The 18,823-nt window shown below is 58.4% G+C and carries 17 protein-coding genes; 11 read left to right on the forward strand and 6 right to left on the reverse strand.

Annotation, left to right across the window (positions count from 1 at the left end):
- Nucleotides 1-343 precede the first annotated feature (343 nt).
- Nucleotides 344-1,354 (forward strand): tRNA dihydrouridine(20/20a) synthase DusA, encoded by a 1,011-nt coding sequence (gene dusA, locus IEX10_RS02605; protein ID WP_188670619.1) that lies wholly within the window; start codon nucleotides 344-346, stop codon nucleotides 1,352-1,354.
- Nucleotides 1,355-1,416: 62 nt separating this feature from the next.
- Nucleotides 1,417-2,241: a sulfite exporter TauE/SafE family protein gene (locus IEX10_RS02610; RefSeq protein ID WP_188670622.1), complete on the forward strand. Its 825-nt coding sequence runs from the start codon at nucleotides 1,417-1,419 to the stop codon at nucleotides 2,239-2,241.
- A gap of 46 nt (nucleotides 2,242-2,287) precedes the next feature.
- Here the strand turns inward: IEX10_RS02610 and IEX10_RS02615 are convergent, their stop codons facing one another.
- The 4 genes from IEX10_RS02615 to ccmI form a co-directional block, all read right to left on the reverse strand.
- Nucleotides 2,288-2,980 carry a retropepsin-like aspartic protease family protein gene (locus tag IEX10_RS02615; protein ID WP_188670624.1) on the reverse strand — a complete coding sequence of 231 codons (693 nt, stop codon included), beginning with the start codon at nucleotides 2,978-2,980 and terminating at the stop codon, nucleotides 2,288-2,290.
- Between the two features lie 97 nt (nucleotides 2,981-3,077).
- A complete protein-coding gene (locus tag IEX10_RS02620) occupies nucleotides 3,078-3,296 on the reverse strand; it encodes a DUF1289 domain-containing protein (protein WP_373287404.1) in 219 nt (72 codons plus the stop codon).
- Nucleotides 3,296-3,778 carry a Holliday junction resolvase RuvX gene (gene ruvX, locus IEX10_RS02625; RefSeq protein WP_188670628.1) on the reverse strand — a complete coding sequence of 161 codons (483 nt, stop codon included), beginning with the start codon at nucleotides 3,776-3,778 and terminating at the stop codon, nucleotides 3,296-3,298. The genes IEX10_RS02620 and ruvX overlap by 1 nt, the downstream gene beginning before the upstream one ends.
- Nucleotides 3,775-4,980, reverse strand: a complete 1,206-nt coding sequence (gene ccmI, locus IEX10_RS02630) for a c-type cytochrome biogenesis protein CcmI (protein WP_188670630.1) — start codon at nucleotides 4,978-4,980, stop codon at nucleotides 3,775-3,777. The genes ruvX and ccmI overlap by 4 nt, the downstream gene beginning before the upstream one ends.
- Nucleotides 4,981-5,207: 227 nt before the next feature.
- Here ccmI and IEX10_RS02635 point away from each other — a divergent pair, with 227 nt between their 5' ends.
- The 7 genes from IEX10_RS02635 (at nucleotide 5,208) to IEX10_RS02665 (ending at nucleotide 13,316) form a co-directional block, all read left to right on the forward strand.
- On the forward strand, nucleotides 5,208-6,455 hold the full coding sequence (locus tag IEX10_RS02635; RefSeq protein ID WP_188670632.1) for a sarcosine oxidase subunit beta family protein: 1,248 nt from the start codon (nucleotides 5,208-5,210) through the stop codon (nucleotides 6,453-6,455).
- 67 nt (nucleotides 6,456-6,522) lie between these two features.
- The gene (locus tag IEX10_RS02640) at nucleotides 6,523-6,849 is read left to right on the forward strand and encodes a sarcosine oxidase subunit delta (protein WP_188670634.1); all 327 of its coding nucleotides are present in this window, start codon (nucleotides 6,523-6,525) and stop codon (nucleotides 6,847-6,849) included.
- Nucleotides 6,850-6,916: 67 nt separating this feature from the next.
- The gene (locus tag IEX10_RS02645; protein ID WP_188670636.1) at nucleotides 6,917-9,940 is read left to right on the forward strand and encodes a sarcosine oxidase subunit alpha family protein; all 3,024 of its coding nucleotides are present in this window, start codon (nucleotides 6,917-6,919) and stop codon (nucleotides 9,938-9,940) included.
- Nucleotides 9,933-10,508 carry a sarcosine oxidase subunit gamma gene (locus IEX10_RS02650; protein ID WP_188670637.1) on the forward strand — a complete coding sequence of 192 codons (576 nt, stop codon included), beginning with the start codon at nucleotides 9,933-9,935 and terminating at the stop codon, nucleotides 10,506-10,508. The genes IEX10_RS02645 and IEX10_RS02650 overlap by 8 nt, the downstream gene beginning before the upstream one ends.
- Nucleotides 10,509-10,808: 300 nt before the next feature.
- On the forward strand, nucleotides 10,809-11,486 hold the full coding sequence (locus IEX10_RS02655; protein WP_188670639.1) for a DUF6778 family protein: 678 nt from the start codon (nucleotides 10,809-10,811) through the stop codon (nucleotides 11,484-11,486).
- Nucleotides 11,487-11,571: 85 nt separating this feature from the next.
- Nucleotides 11,572-12,765, forward strand: coding sequence for an RSP_2647 family RNA methyltransferase (locus IEX10_RS02660; RefSeq protein WP_188670641.1), 1,194 nt, complete (start codon nucleotides 11,572-11,574; stop codon nucleotides 12,763-12,765).
- Nucleotides 12,762-13,316, forward strand: coding sequence for an RSP_2648 family PIN domain-containing protein (locus tag IEX10_RS02665; RefSeq protein WP_188670643.1), 555 nt, complete (start codon nucleotides 12,762-12,764; stop codon nucleotides 13,314-13,316). Before IEX10_RS02660 ends, IEX10_RS02665 begins: the two co-directional genes overlap by 4 nt.
- Here IEX10_RS02665 and IEX10_RS02670 read toward each other — a convergent pair.
- A complete protein-coding gene (locus IEX10_RS02670; RefSeq protein WP_373287405.1) occupies nucleotides 13,313-14,812 on the reverse strand; it encodes an MORN repeat-containing protein in 1,500 nt (499 codons plus the stop codon). The genes IEX10_RS02665 and IEX10_RS02670 overlap by 4 nt on opposite strands.
- A 162-nt stretch (nucleotides 14,813-14,974) precedes the next feature.
- Between IEX10_RS02670 and IEX10_RS02675 the strand changes: the two genes are divergently transcribed.
- Nucleotides 14,975-16,645 carry an NAD+ synthase gene (locus IEX10_RS02675; protein ID WP_188670646.1) on the forward strand — a complete coding sequence of 557 codons (1,671 nt, stop codon included), beginning with the start codon at nucleotides 14,975-14,977 and terminating at the stop codon, nucleotides 16,643-16,645.
- 47 nt (nucleotides 16,646-16,692) lie between these two features.
- Here the strand turns inward: IEX10_RS02675 and IEX10_RS02680 are convergent, their stop codons facing one another.
- Entirely contained in the window at nucleotides 16,693-17,334 is a 642-nt protein-coding gene (locus IEX10_RS02680) for a thermonuclease family protein (RefSeq protein WP_188670647.1), read from the reverse strand.
- 150 nt (nucleotides 17,335-17,484) lie between these two features.
- Between IEX10_RS02680 and gltX the strand changes: the two genes are divergently transcribed.
- Nucleotides 17,485-18,801: a glutamate--tRNA ligase gene (gene gltX / locus IEX10_RS02685; RefSeq protein WP_188670649.1), complete on the forward strand. Its 1,317-nt coding sequence runs from the start codon at nucleotides 17,485-17,487 to the stop codon at nucleotides 18,799-18,801.
- The last annotated feature ends 22 nt before the right edge of the window (nucleotides 18,802-18,823 follow it).

The raw sequence follows: 18,823 nt of genomic DNA on the forward strand, positions 1-18,823 counted from the left end.
TTGGAAGGGAAATGCATTTCTGTCACAGCAGAGCAACTTGACCCGTGTGTCAAGTCATCAGTAATACGGTCATCCCCCTGTTTCCGGAGGTTGCAATTCCGCGCAATCTGCCGACAAATCAGTTGTATGGGCCAGTAAAGCCTGAAAACTTTGCTAAGGGCGGGGACGCATTGATCGCACCAGAGATCAAGACCTGCACCAGCCAAGCGCTTGCGCCGCAAGCGCCCTTCCGCCAATGCCCTTTCCATTTGAGGCGGTTCTGTGCGAAGTAGACCGCTGAACCTCCGCTGCCCGCCAGCGCCCCGCATCCAAAGCCCTGCAGGCGACGAACAAAGTAAATGTCATGAGTGTTAAAGCCGTTACCCCAAACACCCGTCCTGATCCACGCCTGTCCGTGGCCCCGATGATGGATTGGACGGATCGTCACTGTCGTTATCTCCATCGGTTACTGTCGCGCCATACGCTGCTTTACACAGAAATGGTAACGGCGCCTGCGGTGATTCACGGGGATGTGGATCGCTTGCTCGGGTTTGATCCGGCGGAGCATCCGGTTGCTTTGCAGCTGGGCGGCTCTGATCCGGTGCAATTGGCAAAGGCAACGCGGACGGGGTGTGAGTTTGGCTATGGCGAAGTGAACCTGAATGTCGGCTGTCCGTCTGATCGGGTGCAGTCGGGGCGTTTCGGGGCCTGTTTGATGAAGGAACCTGCGCTGGTGGCTGACTGTGTGCAGGCCATGATTGAGGCCTCAACAGGGGCCAAGATCACGGTGAAATGTCGTATCGGTGTTGATGACCAAATTCCGGCGGATATCCTGCCAGAGTTCCTCGATACAGTCGCGGCACGGGGAATCAATTCTTTCACAATTCATGCACGAATGGCGTGGCTGGACGGGCTAAGCCCGAAAGAAAATAGAGATATCCCACCTCTGGACTATGAGCTGGTGCATCGGATGAAGGCGGAGTTTCCAGAACTGGAAATCATTCTGAACGGCGGGATTGCAGATCTTGATACCGCGATAGAACATATCGAGCGCGGGTTGGACGGGGCGATGATCGGGCGGGCGGCCTATCATACGCCCACGGATATTCTGGCCACAGCGGACCGTCGCGTGTTCGGGGAGGGCAGTGACACAACAGCCGAGCAAGCGGTGGCTGGAATGCTGCCCTACATAGAGGATCACCTCGCCAAAGGTGGGCGGCTGAACCAGATCACGCGGCATATGCTGGGGCTGTTCACTGGGCGTGCGGGCGCGCGCCAGTGGCGGCGCACCTTGTCCGAGCAGGCCCACAAACCGGGGGCAGGGCCGGAAGTGGTGGAACAGGCCTTGACGCATCTGACGCAAACGGCTGCGTAAAAACGCTTTTATCCAGACAGGATCGGGGCTATCCAAAGCCGACCTGACTGGAAAGCGAGACTATGCCTGATTTGTCCACCCTTCTGCCGATGATTGTTTTACTGATGGGAATCGGCGCATTCGCTGGCGTTTTGGCAGGTTTGCTCGGGGTGGGGGGCGGTATTATTCTTGTGCCGGCGTTCTATTACGCGTTTTCGGGCCTAGGATATGACAACGCGCAGTTGATGCAGATTTGTCTGGCGACTTCGCTAGCGACAATTGTCTTTACCTCCATGCGCTCTGTGCAGTCCCACAACAAAAAAGGCGCTGTGGATTGGAGCATTTTGCGGGGCTGGGCACCCGGTATCGCGGTTGGTGCTGTGATTGGGGTGATGGTGGCGACCGGTTTGCGTTCGACCCAGCTGATGGTGATCTTCGGCTGTCTAGGCATTGTGATCGGTCTCTATCTGGCGTTTGGCAAGGCCCATTGGCGGTTGGGCGAACAGATGCCCCGTGGAATTGTGCAAAGCCTGCTGTCCACGATCATGGGCTTTATGTCGGTGCTTATGGGTATCGGCGGCGGCAGCTTTGGTGTGCCTACGATGACGCTGTTTGGCGTCCCGATCCACCGCGCTGTGGCAACGGCTGCGGGGTTTGGGTTGGTGATCGCTGTGCCGTCGGTCATCGGTTTTCTGCTTGGCCATCCCGATCCTGTGAATTTACCTCCCTATACAATCGGTTACGTAAACATTCCGGCCTTTCTGCTGATCATCTGTATGACCTTGCTGACCGCGCCACTGGGGGTGAAGATCGCCCATGCGATGGACCCGAAGCCGTTGAAACGGGTGTTCGCGTTCTTTTTGCTGTTGGTTGCAGCGAATATGCTGCGCAAGGTCTATTTCGGCTGAACAAACACAGGCAGTCTGGCTTTGCAGAGGTGGTCCGCAGCCAGATCTATCGGCGCGTTTGGGTGAGGATCATCTTATCCTGTCGCACGATGGTTTCATCAAGTTTGGACAGGAAGCTGCTGCCAAGCAGATTGGAATGGTGCAGTCCTTCCGGCGTTACGGCGGCGTTCACATGGTGTACTAGGATGGCATCGCCAATACCGACCTGATCAAGCGTTACAAGCGCAATATCAAGGGGCCCAGAGGCCGTTGTAACCCGCGTATCAAACACCAGCCCATCCATGTCCACACCAGCCGCTTTCGCTGTCGCGTAATTGATCAAGACCAGCGAGGCGCCTGTGTCGATCAGTGCCTCTGTCTTGGTGTCATTAAAGGTCGCCGCAGTGGAATACAGCCCGTTTTCCGCAGTGATATAGTGCTGCGAAACGGTTTCAAGCGATGCCGCAGACAGGATGATCGTCTCGTTTCGGGCCAGCAGCGTTTCGCGTTGCCATTCCACCGAATACTCCAGCAACCCCAGAAAAATCGTAACAAACAGGCCCCAACCCGCGTACCGCAGTGTGTTGCCTCTTGAGGGCGTGTTGCGCAGGATTTGTCCGATCACCAGCCCGAACAAAAAGATCAGGGCGATTGCGGACCACTTCAGATTGGTGTCCAGTATCAGATCGATCAGCTGAACGTCAGCCCGCAGAAAAACCAAGCCCAATACGGCCACAATGGCCACGTAAATCCACCGCATAGTGTATGCCTTTAAAAAATGCACTCAATATGTGGAAGGTTAAGGAAGTTTTAACGGTTTGTCACCTTTCGCTTTCAAAGCTGTGACAGGTGAGCAGTCAGTCCCGTTTGCGCCCTCGCCGCTTGCCCCGTAGTAGGGATGCGCGGGCAGGCAGTTCTGCTTTGACACGGGCGCGGTCTTCGTCGTTCATCTTCGACCACTGGGCGATTTCATCCATAGTGCGGTGGCAACCGATGCACAGGCGGGCTTCGGGATGGACGACACAGATTTTCACGCAAGGGCTGTCGATCTCGTTGCGTTTCCAGACCTCATCCATCAACCGGCCCTCCGAATGTGGGAAAACCGGTCGAGCGCCCCTTGCAAGATGTAACCGGCGGCCACATGATCAATCAGTCCGGCCCGTTTGGCACGGGACGTGTCAGCCTCGATCAGGGCGCGTTCGGCGGCCACTGTTGACAGCCGTTCGTCCCACAACAGGATCGGCAGATCACGGCGGGCGAGAAAATTGCGCGCAAACGCTCGTGTGGACTGGCAGCGCGGGCCTTCTGAACCGTCCATATTGCGCGGCAGTCCCAGCACCAGTCCGATGGCATTGGTGCTGTCGATGATCGCCTCTAAAGCTGTCGCATCCACGCCGAACTTCTTGCGCCGGATGGTGTCCCGCGGGGTGGAGATGGACCAGAAAATATCGGACACCGCCACACCGATTGTCTTATCCCCGAGATCAAGCCCTAGCAGTGGCGCATTCGGTTTGACCTGTTCGAGAAAGTCTTCGGCGGTTTCATGGGGGTTGCTCATTGGGAGACCTCCGCATCCTGTGCCGCCGCGCGCAACAGATCGAGCGCCGCGGGGCTGTTGGCAAATGTGGTTTTTGCCTCTTTCCAGATGGCACTGGCCTGTGCGGTTTCACCCAAAACACCGTAAGCGCGGATCAGTCGGGCCCATTCGGCTGCGGTTCCGCCCTCTGTGGCCAGCCGTTCCGACAAACCGGCAACCATTCCGGCGATCATCGCGTTGCGGTCTTCCTCGCTCATTTGTTCGGCGCTTTCAACGGCTTGCGCATCCGGTCCGGGGGCGTTCAGATCAGGGGGGGCTATGCCTGCGGCGCGGGCGACATCGCCGATCTGGGCGCTGATCAGCGGTATCCAGGGTGCATTTGGCGGGCTTTCCTGTAGCAGGCTCATCCACATCCGGTAGGCGACATCAGGGCGGCCGGTTTGGGCCAGCGACAGGCCCGAATAATACCGTGCCCGAGGATCGGTCGGATCTGCATTTAAGGCCTGAACCAGCGCCCGTTCGGCCTCTGGCGAGACATAGCCCCCTGCCGCGAGTATCAGAATCTCGCTAAGGTCGGTAAAATCCGACCCTTTCGCCTGATCGCCAAGAACGCCCATGAGCTGTTGTTGTGCGGCTCGTGCTGCAGATAGATTGCCAAGCCGCGCCTCGTTGTCCACCAGCAGGCGCAGTCCTGTGGTATCGTTTGGGTTCTGCTCCAGTGCCTCGCGCAGTTTTTGCACCAGTTCGGCGTGGGCCGGATCGATTTCAACCGGCAGGGACGGCGCGCTCGCTTCGGCGCTCAACTGGTCAGGACGGTTTTCCCGCGCCTGTTGTGCTGCCTCGACCCGCGCCTGAAGCGGCATGTCCGGCATGCCGGGACGCCCGATTTCGAAGTAAAGCCACACAGATCCGGCCAAAGCCACCCCGACCAGCCCAAGCGCGACCGCCGCAGGCCCCCGTTCGGCACTGTCTTCACCCGCATCGGATTGCGCGCGCCGATCCGCAGCCAGCAAACGGCGGGCGACCTCGGTGCGGGCGGCTTGCGCTTCGGCAGGAGCCAGCACACCGCGGGCAAGATCCCGTTCGACTTCAGCCAGTTGGTCCTTGTAGACACCAACGTCCCGCGCTCCGGCTGTCGCCACCGCGCTGCGCCGTGTCACAAGCACGCGCACCATTGGCACCGCGACCAACACAATTACCCCAGCAGTCACAAGCCAGAACATGAGCGCCCATCCTTTCACAAATTGCCTGCCCCGAATACCGCGCGGATTGCCCAAGCACAAACCTTTAAGCTGCGCGATCATGGCGCAGGGGGGCGAAATCGCCCGATTGTCGGAAAATCGGCGTCAGATGTCGCAGGGAAAATCCTGCACCCCTGCCAAAACCGCAAAACCCAAGTAACAGGCCCGCATTGGGCCTTTTGCCCCGCCATCTGACCGGAGTCCGCCCCATGAGACGCTATTCTGCCTTTGCCATCGCCCGTGAAGCCGCCCGATACCATTCGGGCTGGGAGAGGGCTTGGGCCTCGCCGGAACCCAAAAGCGAATATGATGTTATTATTGTCGGCGCGGGCGGTCATGGTTTGGCGACCGCCTATTATCTCGGCAAGAATTTCGGCATCACCAATGTTGCGATCATTGAAAAGGGCTGGCTTGGCGGTGGTAATACGGGGCGAAACACAACAATCATCCGCTCGAACTATCTGCAAGACCCCTCGGCGGCGATCTATGAAAAGGCGCGCTCTCTGTACGAGACGATGTCGCAGGATCTGAACTACAACGTGATGTTTAGCCCGCGCGGCGTGATGATGCTGGCGCAGACCGAACACGAAATCCGCGGCTATCAGCGCACCGCCCATGCCAATGCCCTGCAAGGTGTTGCGACCGAGTTCATCGGGCCACAGAAAGTCAAAGAGCTTTGCCCGATTATCGAACTCAAAGGGCCGCGCTATCCCGTCCTCGGCGCACTCTGGCAGCCGCGCGGTGGTACAGCACGCCACGATGCGGTGGCATGGGGCTATGCGCGGGCCTGTTCGGATATGGGCATGCACATCATCCAGAAATGCGAAGTCACCGGCGTGCATCAAGACAAGGGTGAAGTGACCGGTGTGCAAACCACAAAAGGGCGCATCGGCTGTAAGAAACTTGGCATGGTGGTGGCAGGCAACGCCAGCGCGCTGGCCGATATGGCGGGCTTCCGCATTCCGCTGGAATCCGTAGCACTACAGGCGCTTGTGTCAGAACCGGTCAAGCCTTGTATGGATGTGGTTGTCATGGCCAACACGGTGCATGGCTATCTGTCCCAGTCCGACAAAGGTGAAATGGTGATCGGCGGCGGCACGGACGGGTTCAACAACTACACCCAGCGCGGCAGCTTCCATCACATCGAAGAAACCGTCCGCGCGTTGGTGGAAACTTTCCCGATGATCTCGCGCCTCAAAATGCTGCGCCAGTGGGGCGGGATCGTGGATGTGACGGGGGACCGTTCCCCGATCATCGGCAAAACACCCCTTGGCAACACCTTCATCAACTGCGGCTGGGGCACTGGCGGGTTCAAAGCCATTCCCGGCTCCGGCTGGGCCTTTGCCGAAACCATCGCCAAAGGCGCCCCCGGCGAACTGGCCGCGCCATTCGGTATGGACCGCTTCATCGAAGGCCGCTTCATCGACGAAAGCGTCGCAGCAGGGGTGGCACACTGATGAACCATCAACCCTGCGCAACTGCTGCCCGCTCGCAATCCCCATTCATTCGTGAAGGAGTGACCCCATGCTGATCCTGACATGCCCCAATTGCGGCGTCGCTGCCGATGAAACTGAACTTTCAGCCGGCGGCGAGGCACATCTGACCCGCTATGGCGCCGGATCGTCTGACGCGGATTTTGAAACCTACATGTTCATGCGCAAAAATGCGCGAGGCGTGCATTTTGAACGCTGGCGCCACAGCTACGGTTGCGGCAAGTGGTTCCACGCCGCCCGCTGCACCACCACTCTGGAAGTGTTTGGCACCTATCCCGCCCAGACCACAGAACCACCGGCAGAACTGATCGAAAAGATCAAACAAAAACGCCCCGATTTCGAAGGATTCTCCAAATGAGCCTTCTTCTGGTCCTCAATATCCCCGCCGGAGGCTTCTGCCCCCGCAACAATCGCGAGGTTCGAACATGAGCACACGTCTGCAAAACCACGGCCGCCTGATTGATCGCAGCGCGCGGTTGGAATTTAACTGGAACGGCAAACGCCTGCAGGGTTTCAAGGGCGATACCCTTGCCTCGGCCTTGCTGGCCAATGGCGAGATGCTGGTCGGGCGCTCTTTCAAATACCACCGCCCTCGTGGCATCGTGGCCGCTGGACCCGAAGAACCTAATGCGCTTGTTGGATTGGGGCAGGGCGGCAAATACGAACCGAACCAGCGTGCGACGACCACCGAACTGTTCAATGGTTTGACTGCAAAGTCCCAGAACCACTGGCCGAGCCTTGAATTTGACGTGGGCGGCGTGAACCGAGTGATGACCCGCTTTTTCCCTGCCGGATTTTATTACAAAACCTTTATGGCGCCGTCGTTTGCGTGGAAACATGTGTTCGAACCTGTGATCCGCAAGGCCGCCGGTCTCGGTGCGGCCCCTGATCCTGAAGAACGGGATGCGGATCGCTATGAATATTTCTACGCCCATTGCGATGTGCTGGTTGTGGGCGGCGGGATTGCCGGCCTTGCTGCAGCGCTTCAAGCGGGTAAGTCAGGTGCCAAAGTGTTGGTGTTGGAACAGGAAAACCACTTTGGCGGACGTGCGCCAGTGGATGGTGTGACGGTTGAAGGAAAACCGGCACAGGAGTGGATCGATGCAACGGTTGCGGCGCTGGAAAGCATGGACAATGTAACCGTACGTACCCGCACCATGGGGGCAGGGGTATACGACCACGGCTATGCGCTCGGTTATGAGCGGTTGAGCGATCACGCACCCGAAGTTGCAGGACCGCGCCACCGTCTGTGGCGGATCCGCGCCAAGCGTATCCTGACCGCCACTGGTGCAATTGAACGTCCGTTGTCTTTCGCGGGCAACGATGTGCCCGGCGTGATGCTGGCCGGTGCTGTGCGCGATTACATGGTAAACCACGGCGTGTCCGTAGGGGATCGTGTGGTGGTTGCCACCAACAACGACGATGCCTATCGCACAGCCATCGCGTTGAAAGACGCGGGACTTGACGTGCCAGCGGTGATTGACGCCCGCAGCACGGCGACAGGTGCGCTTGTTGAAAAGGCCCGCGCGATGGGCATCCGCGTTGAAACCGGCACGGCGATTTCTTCGGTCTACGGTAATAAGAAAGTTACGTCTGTCGGGCTGTGTAAACAGTCGGGCGAGGGCACCAAAACGGATGAACTCGAATGTGATGCGGTTGCCATGTCCGGTGGCTGGTCTCCGGTGGTGCATCTGTGGTCCCACTGCGGCGGCAAGCTGAACTGGGACACAGAGATGGCGATGTTCCGTCCCGATCCGTCCCGCCCGCCAATGGGCGCGGACGGCGAGGGTTTCGTTCTGGTCGCGGGTACCGCCAACGGCCACCTTGATGCAGCCGATGCGATTGCAGATGGTCACGCCGTCGGGGCGCAGGCTGCAACCGAGGCTGGGTTCGACGCAAAAGACAGTGCCGCACCCGTGGCAGTGTCCGAAGCCGAAGGTCCGATCCATGCAGTCTGGTCGATGCCGCAGGGGCAGAACAAAAAGCTGCAAATGAAAACCTTCCTCGACTATCAAAACGATGTGAAGGTTTCGGATGTGCGCTTGGCCGCGCAAGAAGGCTATGAAAGCGTTGAACACACCAAGCGTTACACCACGCTCGGGATGGCGACGGATCAGGGAAAACTGTCCAACATCAACGGTCTCGCGGTCCTGGCGGACAGTCTGAACGCGGAAATTCCGCAAGTGGGCACGACCACATTCCGCCCGCCGTATCACCCGATTTCTATGGGTGCGATCGCGGGGGAGGCCCGTGGCTCCCTTTTCAAAGTGCTGCGCCAGACCCCGATCCACGAATGGACCGACAAAAACGGTGGTTTTTGGGAGCCGGTTGCAGACTGGCGCAGGCCCTATTGTTACCAGCAAGCGGGCGAGAGCGTGAAAGAGGCCGTGAGCCGTGAAATCCTGCAAACCCGCAACAGTGTGTCGATCCTTGATGCCTCCACCCTTGGCAAGATCATTGTCAAAGGGCCGGACGCGGGTAAGTTCCTCGACATGCTTTACACCAACATGATGAGCACGCTGAAAGTCGGGCGCTGCCGTTATGGTCTGATGTGTTCGGAAAACGGGTTTCTGTCCGATGATGGCGTTGTCGCGCGGCTGGATGAGGACACGTTCCTGTGTCACACCACGTCCGGCGGGTCGGATCGCATTCATGCGTGGATGGAAGAATGGCTGCAAACCGAATGGTGGGACTGGAAAGTCTACACCGCCAATGTCACCGAGCAATATGCACAGATCGGTATCGTCGGCCCCAATGCCCGCAAGGTGCTGGAGAAGATGGGCACCGATATGGACCTGAGCGCCGAAGCGCTGCCGTTCATGGCGTTTGCTGACGGGGAAATTGCGGGCATCAAAGCACGGCCCTACCGGATTTCCTTTTCGGGGGAATTGTCCTACGAAGTTGCGGTTCCTGCAGCCCAAGGACAGGCGTTCTGGGATGCGGCTCTTGCTGCTGGGAAGGAATTTGGCATCACCCCATACGGCACCGAAGCCTTGCACGTTATGCGCGCTGAAAAGGGCTTTATCATGATCGGGGATGAAACCGATGGTACGGTGATCCCGCAGGATCTGGGGCTGAACTGGGCGATTTCCAAGAAGAAGGAAGACTTTCTTGGTAAACGCGCCCAACAGCGTCCCCATATGGTGGACCCCAAACGCTGGCGACTGGTTGGGTTGGAAACCGAAGACCCAGCGGTTGTGATCCCTGACGGGGCTTATGCTGTGGATGGCACTACACGGGCCAACGGCGTGAAAAACATGATCGGGCGGATTACCTCCACCTACTATTCGCCAACGCTGGATCGGTCGATCGCGATGGGGCTGGTCGAGGACGGGCCGGAACGCATGGGGGACACGATCATGTTCGCGCGCACCGATGGCACCACTATAAACGCCAAAATTGTCGATCCGGTATTTCTGGACAAAGAAGGAGCACGGCAAAATGTCTGATGCAGTCAGTGTTGTAAACGGTGCGCAGTTCGACGGCGCGGTTCAAGTTCGGGATGCGGGTCTGGTCGGTATGGTCACACTGCGCGGAGATCTGGATTCACAGGAACTGGCCAAAGCGGTGAAATCCGCGATCGGTCTGACCCTGCCGGATGCCCGCGGTGTCAAGGCAGGCACCAAAGGCGGTGTTGCGTGGATGTCCCCGGATGAGTTGCTGTTGTTTTGCGACTACGACGAGGCAGATGCGCTGGTCGCGAAACTCGACAAAGCACTTGCCGGAGAGCATTTTCTGGCGGTGAACGGATCGGATGCGCGGGCCAGCTTCACCCTGACAGGGGCGGGCGTGCGCGAAGTTATCGCCAAGGGCAGTCCTGCCGATCTGTCGCCAGAGGCGTTCAAACAGGGCGAGATGCGCCGGTCCCGTTTGGGGCAGGTGGCGGTGGCCTTTTGGCTGTCTGCACCCGACACGATGGAACTGGTCTGCTTCCGCAGTGTCGGCGCATTCGTTTATGACTGGCTTTGTGTGGCGGCAGCGGAGGACACTCTGCCGGAATATTTCAACGCTGGTTGACCCATTTTCAAGATTTCATCGGGGCGGGGCCGCGTGGTTTTTATAATCCACATAACGGCCCCGCCTTATTTATCGGCTTAAATGTGGCGGTTTGCCTTAATTGTCCAAGTAATTGCAAACCATAGAGATTTATCTAATTTTACGCGCGTAAACTTCTAATCCGTTGACCCGTCAACCTCAATAATACCTTCAAATCGGTTAGAATTATCCCTATTTCAGCCCGAATTCAAAGCGACAACAGGTTTCAGAAAACGAAACCGAGGCTCTAACCGGTTGCAGTCCGGTCCAAGGAGAGAAACAATGTTGAAACTTTGTAAGATTGTCGGACTTTTTGCCCTTGCAGCGGCGACCACGGCCTGCACATCCAATCCGTCTTCCCGCAACGGGATGATAGAGGCACCGCGTCCGGTATCCGCTGTAGCGGCCTCGCAAACGCAACTTGGCTTCTTCCCTGAACCCTTGGCCACAACCGTTGCAGCCGCTCCGGCTGAGATGCCAAAACTGGCATCGCCCTATAAGGTTGTGGATGTTCAGGTGGAGGTGCCGGACTACCTTGTGGTGTCCGAAGCTGATGTGTTCCTGCCCAAGGCGGACATTGTCTGGCGTGAAGATCCCCTTGGAAACCGGTACGAACAGGTAGAAGCCATTGTGGAAGATGCGCTGCGCAAGGGAACATCGCCCTTGCTGGGGGAAAAGGAAGTGATCCTTGTAGCCCGTGTCGGCATGTTCCATGCGCTGACCGAAAAAACCCGCAACTCTGTCGGTGGTAAGCATAACGTCCAGTTTGAATATGTGTTGCTGGATGCGAAAACCCGTCAGCCCGTAACGGCGGTGCAAAAGGTCGATGCTTCGCTGAAGGCTTTTGGCGGCAGCCGCGCTTACCGCGCCATGCGACAAGGTCAGACCCAGAAAGTGCGGATCACAAACCATGTGGCCGGTATTGTCCAGACTGCGCTGACCATCGGCTCTGACGCCTGAACAAAAAACGAATTTCCATTCAAACGGTCCCTTGCGGGGCCGTTTTTTGTTTCCTCTTATCGAGAAAGGGCGCTAGGAGGCAGGTATGACACAAAACCGATCAGAACTCCGCTTTCGCCCCAATAAATCGCCACAACGTATTCGCCACGGGTTTCCCTGGGCTTATGACAACGAAGTCGTCACCGACCGCCGTACCAAAAAGATTGCGCTCGGTACGATTGTTGATCTGCTGGACAACGACCGGAACTTTGTCGCGCAGGCGGCGTTTCATCCAGACTCCAAGATCGCAGCGCGGGTGCTTGAACGGGACCGTGATGTGCAGATTGACGCGAAATGGCTGGAGTCCAAGCTTCGCTTTGCACGGGATCACCGCGACCGGATGTTCGACACGCCGTTCTACCGCCTGATCCACGCCGAGGCTGACGGGCTGCCCGGACTGATTATCGACCGTTTCGGTGATGTCCTTGCTGTGCAGCCGAACGCCGCTTGGATTGAGAACCTCCTTCCGGACCTGCAAGAGGCGTTGAAAGCCGTGTTTGATGCGCCGGTTATTATCAAGAACGCCAGCGGTCGGGCGCGGGGGCTGGAAGGCCTGTCCGAAGAAACCGTGGTGCTGGACGGATCGGTTGACGGCCCCATCCCTGTGCAGATGAACGGGGCAACCTACATGGCCGATGTGCTTGGCGGGCAGAAAACCGGCCTGTTCTATGACCAACGCCCCAACCACGCTTTTGCTGCGAAACTGGCCAAAGGCGGCGATGTGCTGGATGTGTTTTCCCATGTTGGCGGGTTTTCCCTTGCCGCGCTTGCAGGTGGGGCAACGCATGCCACCGCCGTAGACGGCTCCGCTGCCGCGCTGGAACTGGCGAGCAAGGGCGCAGCGGCCACGGGGTTTGACGACAGGTTCGACACGATCAAGGGCGATGCGTTTGAGGTGATGACCAAGCTCGCCGATGAGGGGCGTTCGTTTGACGTGGTTGTCTGCGATCCCCCGGCCTTTGCACCGGCCAAACCGGCCCTGCAGGCGGGGTTGCGGGCCTATGAAAAGGTGGCGCGTATGGGCGCGGCGCTGGTGCGGCCGGGGGGGTATCTGGTGCTGTGTTCCTGTTCCCACGCCGCCGATCTGTCGACCTTCCGCCAAGCCAGCCTGCGTGGTGTAGGCAAGGGCGGGCGCACGGGGCAGATCGTCTACACCGGTTTTGCCGGAGAGGATCACCCCGTCCATCCGCAACTGGCAGAAACCGCCTATTTGAAGTCCATTTTCCTGCGGTTGGTATGACCACCCGCGTCCTGATTGACGCTTGTGTGCTCTATCCGTCGATCCTGCGTGCTGTCGTGCTGGGTTGTGCAAAACAAGGTGCGTTCGAACCGCTTTGGTCTGGGCGCATTCTGGGAGAATGGCGGCGTGCGGCCCATAGGAACGAGATCGGGCCGATGGCAGACACCGAAATCGCGCTGTTGCGGGCCGACTGGCGCAGCGCCGAGGTGGATTTTGCGAGCGTTGAACTGGACGATCTGCACCTACCCGATGAAAACGACCGGCATGTTCTGGCGGCGGCGATTGCGGGGCAGGCGGATGAGCTGCTGACCGCCAATACGGGGGATTTCCCAACACGGGTTCTGGCGCGCTACGGTGTGCTGCGCCGCCATCCCGATGAATTCCTGCTGGAACTGGCGCTCGCAGATGCGGTGATGGTGGGTAATGTGATCGACCGCGTTCACAATGACGCCGAAGCGATGAAGGGCGAACGGGTCAACCGGCGTAAAATGCTACAGCGCAGCAGTCTGCCCCGTCTCGCCAAATGGGACGGGGCGCAGCAGGGCGCTTAATCCGCAGCGGGTGCAGCCTGTGTTTCGGTTGCGTCTGCTTCGTTGCTTGCAGGCGCTGTCGGGCTACCGCCAGCGGCGTCGGATTCTTCTTGTGTGGCCTGTTTGCCGTTGGCCCAAAACCCGTCATATTCTTCGCCGGTGGCATAAACCATCTTGCCGCTGCCCTGACGCTGGCCGTTCTTGAATGTGCCGGTGTAGATATCACCATTGGCGTAGGTGGCGACACCGGCGCCGTTGATTTCACCGTTCTCCCAATTCCCGACATAGCTGAACCCGTCGGGCAGGGTGATCTTGCCACGGCCCTGACGTTTCCCGTCCTCATAGGCGCCTTCATAGATTGAACCGTCCTTGAACACGGCGCGGCCTTCGCCTTGGCGCACGCCTTCGACCCATTCCCCTTCATAGGAGTGGCCATCCGCATAGGTGATCTTGCCGGTGCCGTGGTTCTTGGCGTCCTTGAGTTCCCCCACGTAGATCGTACCGTTCACATCGCGCACGGTGCCTGTGCCCTCAATGCGGCCTTCGGTCCATTCGCCCTCATAAGACGAACCGTTCGCATAGACGATCTTGCCTTCACCGTGGGGCAGACCCTTGGCGAATTCGCCGGTGTAGACCGCGCCGTCACTGTAGCTCAACGATCCCTGACCGGACATCTGTCCGGCTTCCCAGTTGCCACTGTATTCATAGCCGTCCTGTCCGGTGAACTTGCCGTCCCCCTGACGTTGGTCGCTGACGAAATTGCCCACAAAAATATCGCCGTTGGCATAGGTGATCTTACCGGCGCCATTGCGTTTGCCCTGTTCCATCTGGCCTTCGTACACATCGCCGTTGGCTTGTTTCAGAACGCCGGTGCCTTCAATCTGGCCGTTTTTCCATTCGCCATCATAGGTCAGCCCGTCCGGCATGGTCAAAAGACCTTTGCCCTCGCGCATACCTTCGACCACATCACCCTGATAGGTCGCGCCGTCGTGATAGGTTATCAGCGCCTTGCCGGTTTTCTTGCCATCCTGCCAGTCCCCTTCATAGCGATAGCCGTTCGGGCTGGTCATTGTGCCTTTGCCGTCATGCTGTGCCTGAGAGAAATCACCCTCATAGACCACGCCATTGGCGTATTTTGCAACGCCGCTGCCTTCGATCTTGCCGTTGACCCAATCGCCTTCATAGGTTCCGCCATCGGCAAAGGTGATTTTGCCTTTGCCTTCGGGTTTACCAGCAACAAAGGTGCCTTTGTAAACTGAGCCGTTGGGGAATTTCGCGCTGCCTTGCCCCTGAATTTCCCCTTCCACCCATTCGCCGGAATATTCATAGCCGTTTGGCAGGCGATAGGTGCCGGTGCCGTGTTGCTTGCCGTCTTTGAAGGTGCCTTCATAGACCCCGCCGGTGTCATATTGTTTGGTCACAACCTGTGCTGTGGCCTGTGCAAAGCCCGCGGTAGGCGCTGTGGCCAGAAGGGTTGCAACAAGAAGGGTGCGGGGAAGCGGCGTCAGTTTGTTCAAATTCTCTTCGCCGGCGCGGGGCCGGGCTCCCTGATGATTGGTCTATCTGTTTGCGCCCAACGTTAAGGCTTTGGAAAATTCATGACAAGGGTTCTTGCGTCTTGTGCTTTGTGATCCAAATAGGTCTAACAAGGCAAAAGAAAATCACCAACGGCGGCTCCAATGACAGAGAAACTGCGTCTCACGCTTGCACAGTTAAATCCAACGGTCGGGGATCTGGCCGGAAACATGGCCAAAGCGCAAGAGGCCCATGCCGCTGCGGCCGAGGCTGGTGCGGATATGCTGGTGCTGCCGGAGATGTTTATAACCGGATACCAAACGCAGGATCTGGTGATGCGTCCGGCCTTTGCTCTGGACGCGATGGAACACGTTTTGATGCTGGCAAAAGCCTGTGACACAGGGCCTGCCATCGGTGTCGGCGCGCCATTGCTGGAAGACGACCTGCTGTTCAACGCCTATTACATCCTGCGCGGCGGTGAAATAGTTGCGACCCTGCGCAAACATGAACTGCCCAACACCCACGTCTTTGACGAGGTGCGCCAGTTCAGTTCCGGCCCGATTGCCGGTCCTTATAATCTGGGCAATGTGCGCATTGGCACGCCGATCTGTGAAGACGCATGGCATGTGGATGTGCCCGAAGCGCTGGCGGAATCCGGTGCGGAAATTCTGGTGGTGCCTAACGGGTCGCCCTATTACCGCAACAAATACGACCGGCGGTTTTCTGCTATGGTGTCCCGCGTGATCGAAAACGACTTGCCGCTGGTTTATCTGAACATGGTGGGTGGTCAGGACGATCAGGTGTTTGACGGCGGTTCTTTTGTGCTGAACCGTGGCGGCCAACTGGCGATGCAAATGCCTCTGTTCGACGAGGCTATCGCCCATGTGGACTTTGAAAAGGGACCGGAGGGCTGGGAAGCGCTTGACGGGGAGAAAATCATCCCTGTGGACGAGTGGGAGCAGGACTACCGCGTGATGACCCAAGGTCTGCGCGATTACATGGGTAAGACCGGCTTTAAGAAGGTTCTGTTGGGGCTTTCAGGCGGTATCGATTCCGCCATCGTTGCGACAATTGCCGTGGACGCGCTGGGCGCTGAAAACGTGCGCTGTGTGATGCTGCCGTCCGAATATACCGCGCAGAACAGCCTTGATGACGCGGCAGAGCTGGCCGCCAATCTGGGGGTGAAGCTGGATACCATTCCAATTGCAAAAGCCCGCGCTGCTGTGACCGAAACTATGGCCCCTTTCTTCAAGGGGATGGAGCCGGATGTGACCGAGGAGAACATCCAATCACGCCTGCGGGGTCTGCTGTTGATGTCCCTGTCCAATAAATTCGGGGAGATGCTGCTGACCACCGGCAATAAATCAGAGGTCGCGGTGGGGTATGCTACCATCTACGGCGATATGTCGGGGGGGTATAACCCGATCAAGGACCTCTATAAAATGCGGGTGTTTGAAAGCTGTCGCTGGCGCAATGCCAACCACCGTGACTGGATGATGGGGCCGAAAGGCGCGGTTATTCCGGTGAACATCATCGACAAACCCCCAACAGCAGAGCTGCGCGAGGATCAGAAGGATTCAGACAGCTTGCCGGAATACGAAGAGCTGGATGCTATTCTCGAACTGCTGGTGGATCAGGACTTATCGGTGGCCGAAATTGTCGCGCTCGGGTTTGACCGCGCTGTGGTAAAGCGGATCGAGCATCTGGTCTATATTTCTGAATATAAACGGTTTCAGTCTGCACCCGGTCCTCGTCTGACCCACCGTGCGTTCTGGATGGACCGGCGCTATCCGATTGTGAACCGCTGGCGGGATACCAGCGGTGAAGGTCTCTAGCGCTCCGCGCGGGGATATTTGAGGAAAATGGAAGGTGGCGCGGCGGGTTATTTCCAGTAGGGCGCGCGCCAGCCTGCTGCGACGGCTTCGCCCTCGTCGCAGAACCAGCGCTCTCCTTTGGACAGGCTGATTTTTGTGCGGTTGTACCAAGGGGACCACGGGGCGTGGTAGATTTTGCCCCCCGAAGAGATGTTTCCCTTGATCGCGCAACCGTCAGGGGCTTTTTGCGCGGCGACTGTCCAACGGGCGGCGCGGTAGTCCCACGGGGTTTGTGACGCCGCCTGCCAGATGCCACGCTGTTGCGCTTTGGCGCGGTTTTGGTCCGATTCATATTCGTCCGAGAATTTCAGGAAGGCCCAAGCCATGCCTTGCGCGACCATTTCGCGGGCAACATCGGTTGATCCGGCAAAGCAGCGCGCGACGATGCGGCCATATCCGTCAGTGGCAAGTTCCTGACAGGTAACTGTTTTTCCCCGCGTCAGCGCGAAAAGCGCATCTGTCGCCGCTGTGCCGCAGGCCCAGTCCTTGCCGGTGTCGGTCTTGCATTTCTGCCCCGCCTCTGGTGCGTCGATGCCGTTGATCCGGTAGCGAATGCCCCCCAGATCCAGCGTGTCCCCGTCCACAATCCGCAAATTATCCGCAGCAACTGGCGCGCACAGGCACGCCAGTGCGATCAGCACTCTTAACATTATCCACTCCTCAATCCCCACCTGTGGTTTAGCAGAACGGATCGGGAACTTTAACCATTTCTTTACAAATTCGTTAACGGCCTTCGCTCTTGGCCTTTGCCGCCTGTCCCTGTATGAGGGGCGCAGATTTATTCCGAAGGTAAAAGCCAGATGACTGTCACCCGTTTTGCTCCGTCCCCTACAGGTTTCCTGCATGTGGGAAACCTGCGAACTGCGCTGTTCAACTACTTGATCGCACGCAAGCAGGGGGGGCAGTTTATCCTGCGTCTTGACGATACGGACCCCGAACGCTCTACGCAGGAATTTGCGGATGGTATTCAAGAAGATCTGGAATGGCTTGGCCTGACATGGGACCGGATGGAGCGCCAGTCAGCGCGGCTGGACCGTTATAATGAAGCAGCGGATGAGCTGCGCACGGCGGGGCGGTTTTACGAGTGTTTCGAAACTCCGGTCGAACTGGATCTGAAGCGCAAGAAGCAGCTGAACATGGGCAAGCCGCCGGTATACGACCGCGCCGCCCTGTCGCTGAGCGAGATGGAAAAAGACGCATTGCGGGCAGAGCGCAGCGGTCACTGGCGGTTCAAGCTGGATCAGGAGCGGATCGAATGGAACGACGGCATTCTGGGCGATTTGTCTATTGATGCGGCCTCTGTGTCCGATCCGGTTCTTATCCGCGGTGACGGGCAGTTCCTCTATACGCTGGCCTCTGTCTGTGACGATGTGGATTTCGGCATCACCCATGTGGTGCGCGGGTCCGATCACGTGACCAACACCGCAACGCAAATCCAGATAATCGAGGCGCTGGGCGGTACAGTTCCGTCCTTTGCCCACCACTCGCTGCTGACAGGTGCGCAGGGTGAGGCGCTGTCCAAACGGCTTGGCACGCTGGCGCTGCGGGATTTGCGGGAACAAGGGATCGAGCCTATGGCGCTGTTGTCGCTGATGGCGCGTCTTGGGGCGAATGAACCTGTTGAACTGCGCAGTTCTATGGAAGAACTGATCGAGGGGTTCGACCTGTCACAGTTCGGGTCTGCGCCGACGAAATTCGACGTGGCTGATCTGGGTCCAATGACCGCCAAGACGGTTGCGGCCCTGCCATTCAGCGAAATGGAGCAGAGCCTTGTCGATCTCGGCGTGCCTGCCGATATCGCGCCGGCATTCTGGGAGGTTGCACGGGAAAATGTCTCCACCCGCGCCGGTATCGCAGAGTGGTGGGCCTTGTGCCGTGACGGGGCAGAGCCGATGATCGCCGCCGAAGATGCGGATTTTGTGACTACGGCCAAAGGCTTGCTGCCGGCCCAGCCTTGGGACGGGGATAGCTGGAAAAGCTGGACGACTGCCGTGAAAGAAGCCACGGGGCGTAAAGGGCGGGGGCTGTTCATGCCGCTGCGCAAGGCGCTGACGGGGATGGAACACGGGCCGGATATGTCCAAACTGATGCCGCTGCTGCAAAAGCACCGGCTCTGATCTCTTGTCCCGACCGGCCCGT

Source organism: Neptunicoccus cionae, assembly GCF_014643735.1.
GTDB lineage: Bacteria > Pseudomonadota > Alphaproteobacteria > Rhodobacterales > Rhodobacteraceae > Amylibacter > Amylibacter cionae.

Excerpts from the sequence above, each read along its gene's own strand:
- IEX10_RS02675 (WP_188670646.1), top strand. The coding sequence starts at position 14,975 with ATGACAGAGAAACTGCGTCTCACGCTTGCACAGTTAAATCCAACGGTC.
- gltX (WP_188670649.1), top strand. The coding sequence starts at position 17,485 with ATGACTGTCACCCGTTTTGCTCCGTCCCCTACAGGTTTCCTGCATGTG.
- IEX10_RS02635 (WP_188670632.1), top strand. The coding sequence starts at position 5,208 with ATGAGACGCTATTCTGCCTTTGCCATCGCCCGTGAAGCCGCCCGATAC.
- IEX10_RS02615 (WP_188670624.1), bottom strand. The coding sequence starts at position 2,980 with ATGCGGTGGATTTACGTGGCCATTGTGGCCGTATTGGGCTTGGTTTTT.
- IEX10_RS02650 (WP_188670637.1), top strand. The coding sequence starts at position 9,933 with ATGTCTGATGCAGTCAGTGTTGTAAACGGTGCGCAGTTCGACGGCGCG.
- ruvX (WP_188670628.1), bottom strand. The coding sequence starts at position 3,778 with ATGAGCAACCCCCATGAAACCGCCGAAGACTTTCTCGAACAGGTCAAA.
- IEX10_RS02680 (WP_188670647.1), bottom strand. The coding sequence starts at position 17,334 with ATGTTAAGAGTGCTGATCGCACTGGCGTGCCTGTGCGCGCCAGTTGCT.
- IEX10_RS02660 (WP_188670641.1), top strand. The coding sequence starts at position 11,572 with ATGACACAAAACCGATCAGAACTCCGCTTTCGCCCCAATAAATCGCCA.
- IEX10_RS02655 (WP_188670639.1), top strand. The coding sequence starts at position 10,809 with ATGTTGAAACTTTGTAAGATTGTCGGACTTTTTGCCCTTGCAGCGGCG.
- IEX10_RS02665 (WP_188670643.1), top strand. The coding sequence starts at position 12,762 with ATGACCACCCGCGTCCTGATTGACGCTTGTGTGCTCTATCCGTCGATC.
- IEX10_RS02620 (WP_373287404.1), bottom strand. The coding sequence starts at position 3,296 with ATGGATGAGGTCTGGAAACGCAACGAGATCGACAGCCCTTGCGTGAAA.
- dusA (WP_188670619.1), top strand. The coding sequence starts at position 344 with ATGAGTGTTAAAGCCGTTACCCCAAACACCCGTCCTGATCCACGCCTG.
- ccmI (WP_188670630.1), bottom strand. The coding sequence starts at position 4,980 with ATGTTCTGGCTTGTGACTGCTGGGGTAATTGTGTTGGTCGCGGTGCCA.
- IEX10_RS02640 (WP_188670634.1), top strand. The coding sequence starts at position 6,523 with ATGCTGATCCTGACATGCCCCAATTGCGGCGTCGCTGCCGATGAAACT.
- IEX10_RS02610 (WP_188670622.1), top strand. The coding sequence starts at position 1,417 with ATGCCTGATTTGTCCACCCTTCTGCCGATGATTGTTTTACTGATGGGA.
- IEX10_RS02645 (WP_188670636.1), top strand. The coding sequence starts at position 6,917 with ATGAGCACACGTCTGCAAAACCACGGCCGCCTGATTGATCGCAGCGCG.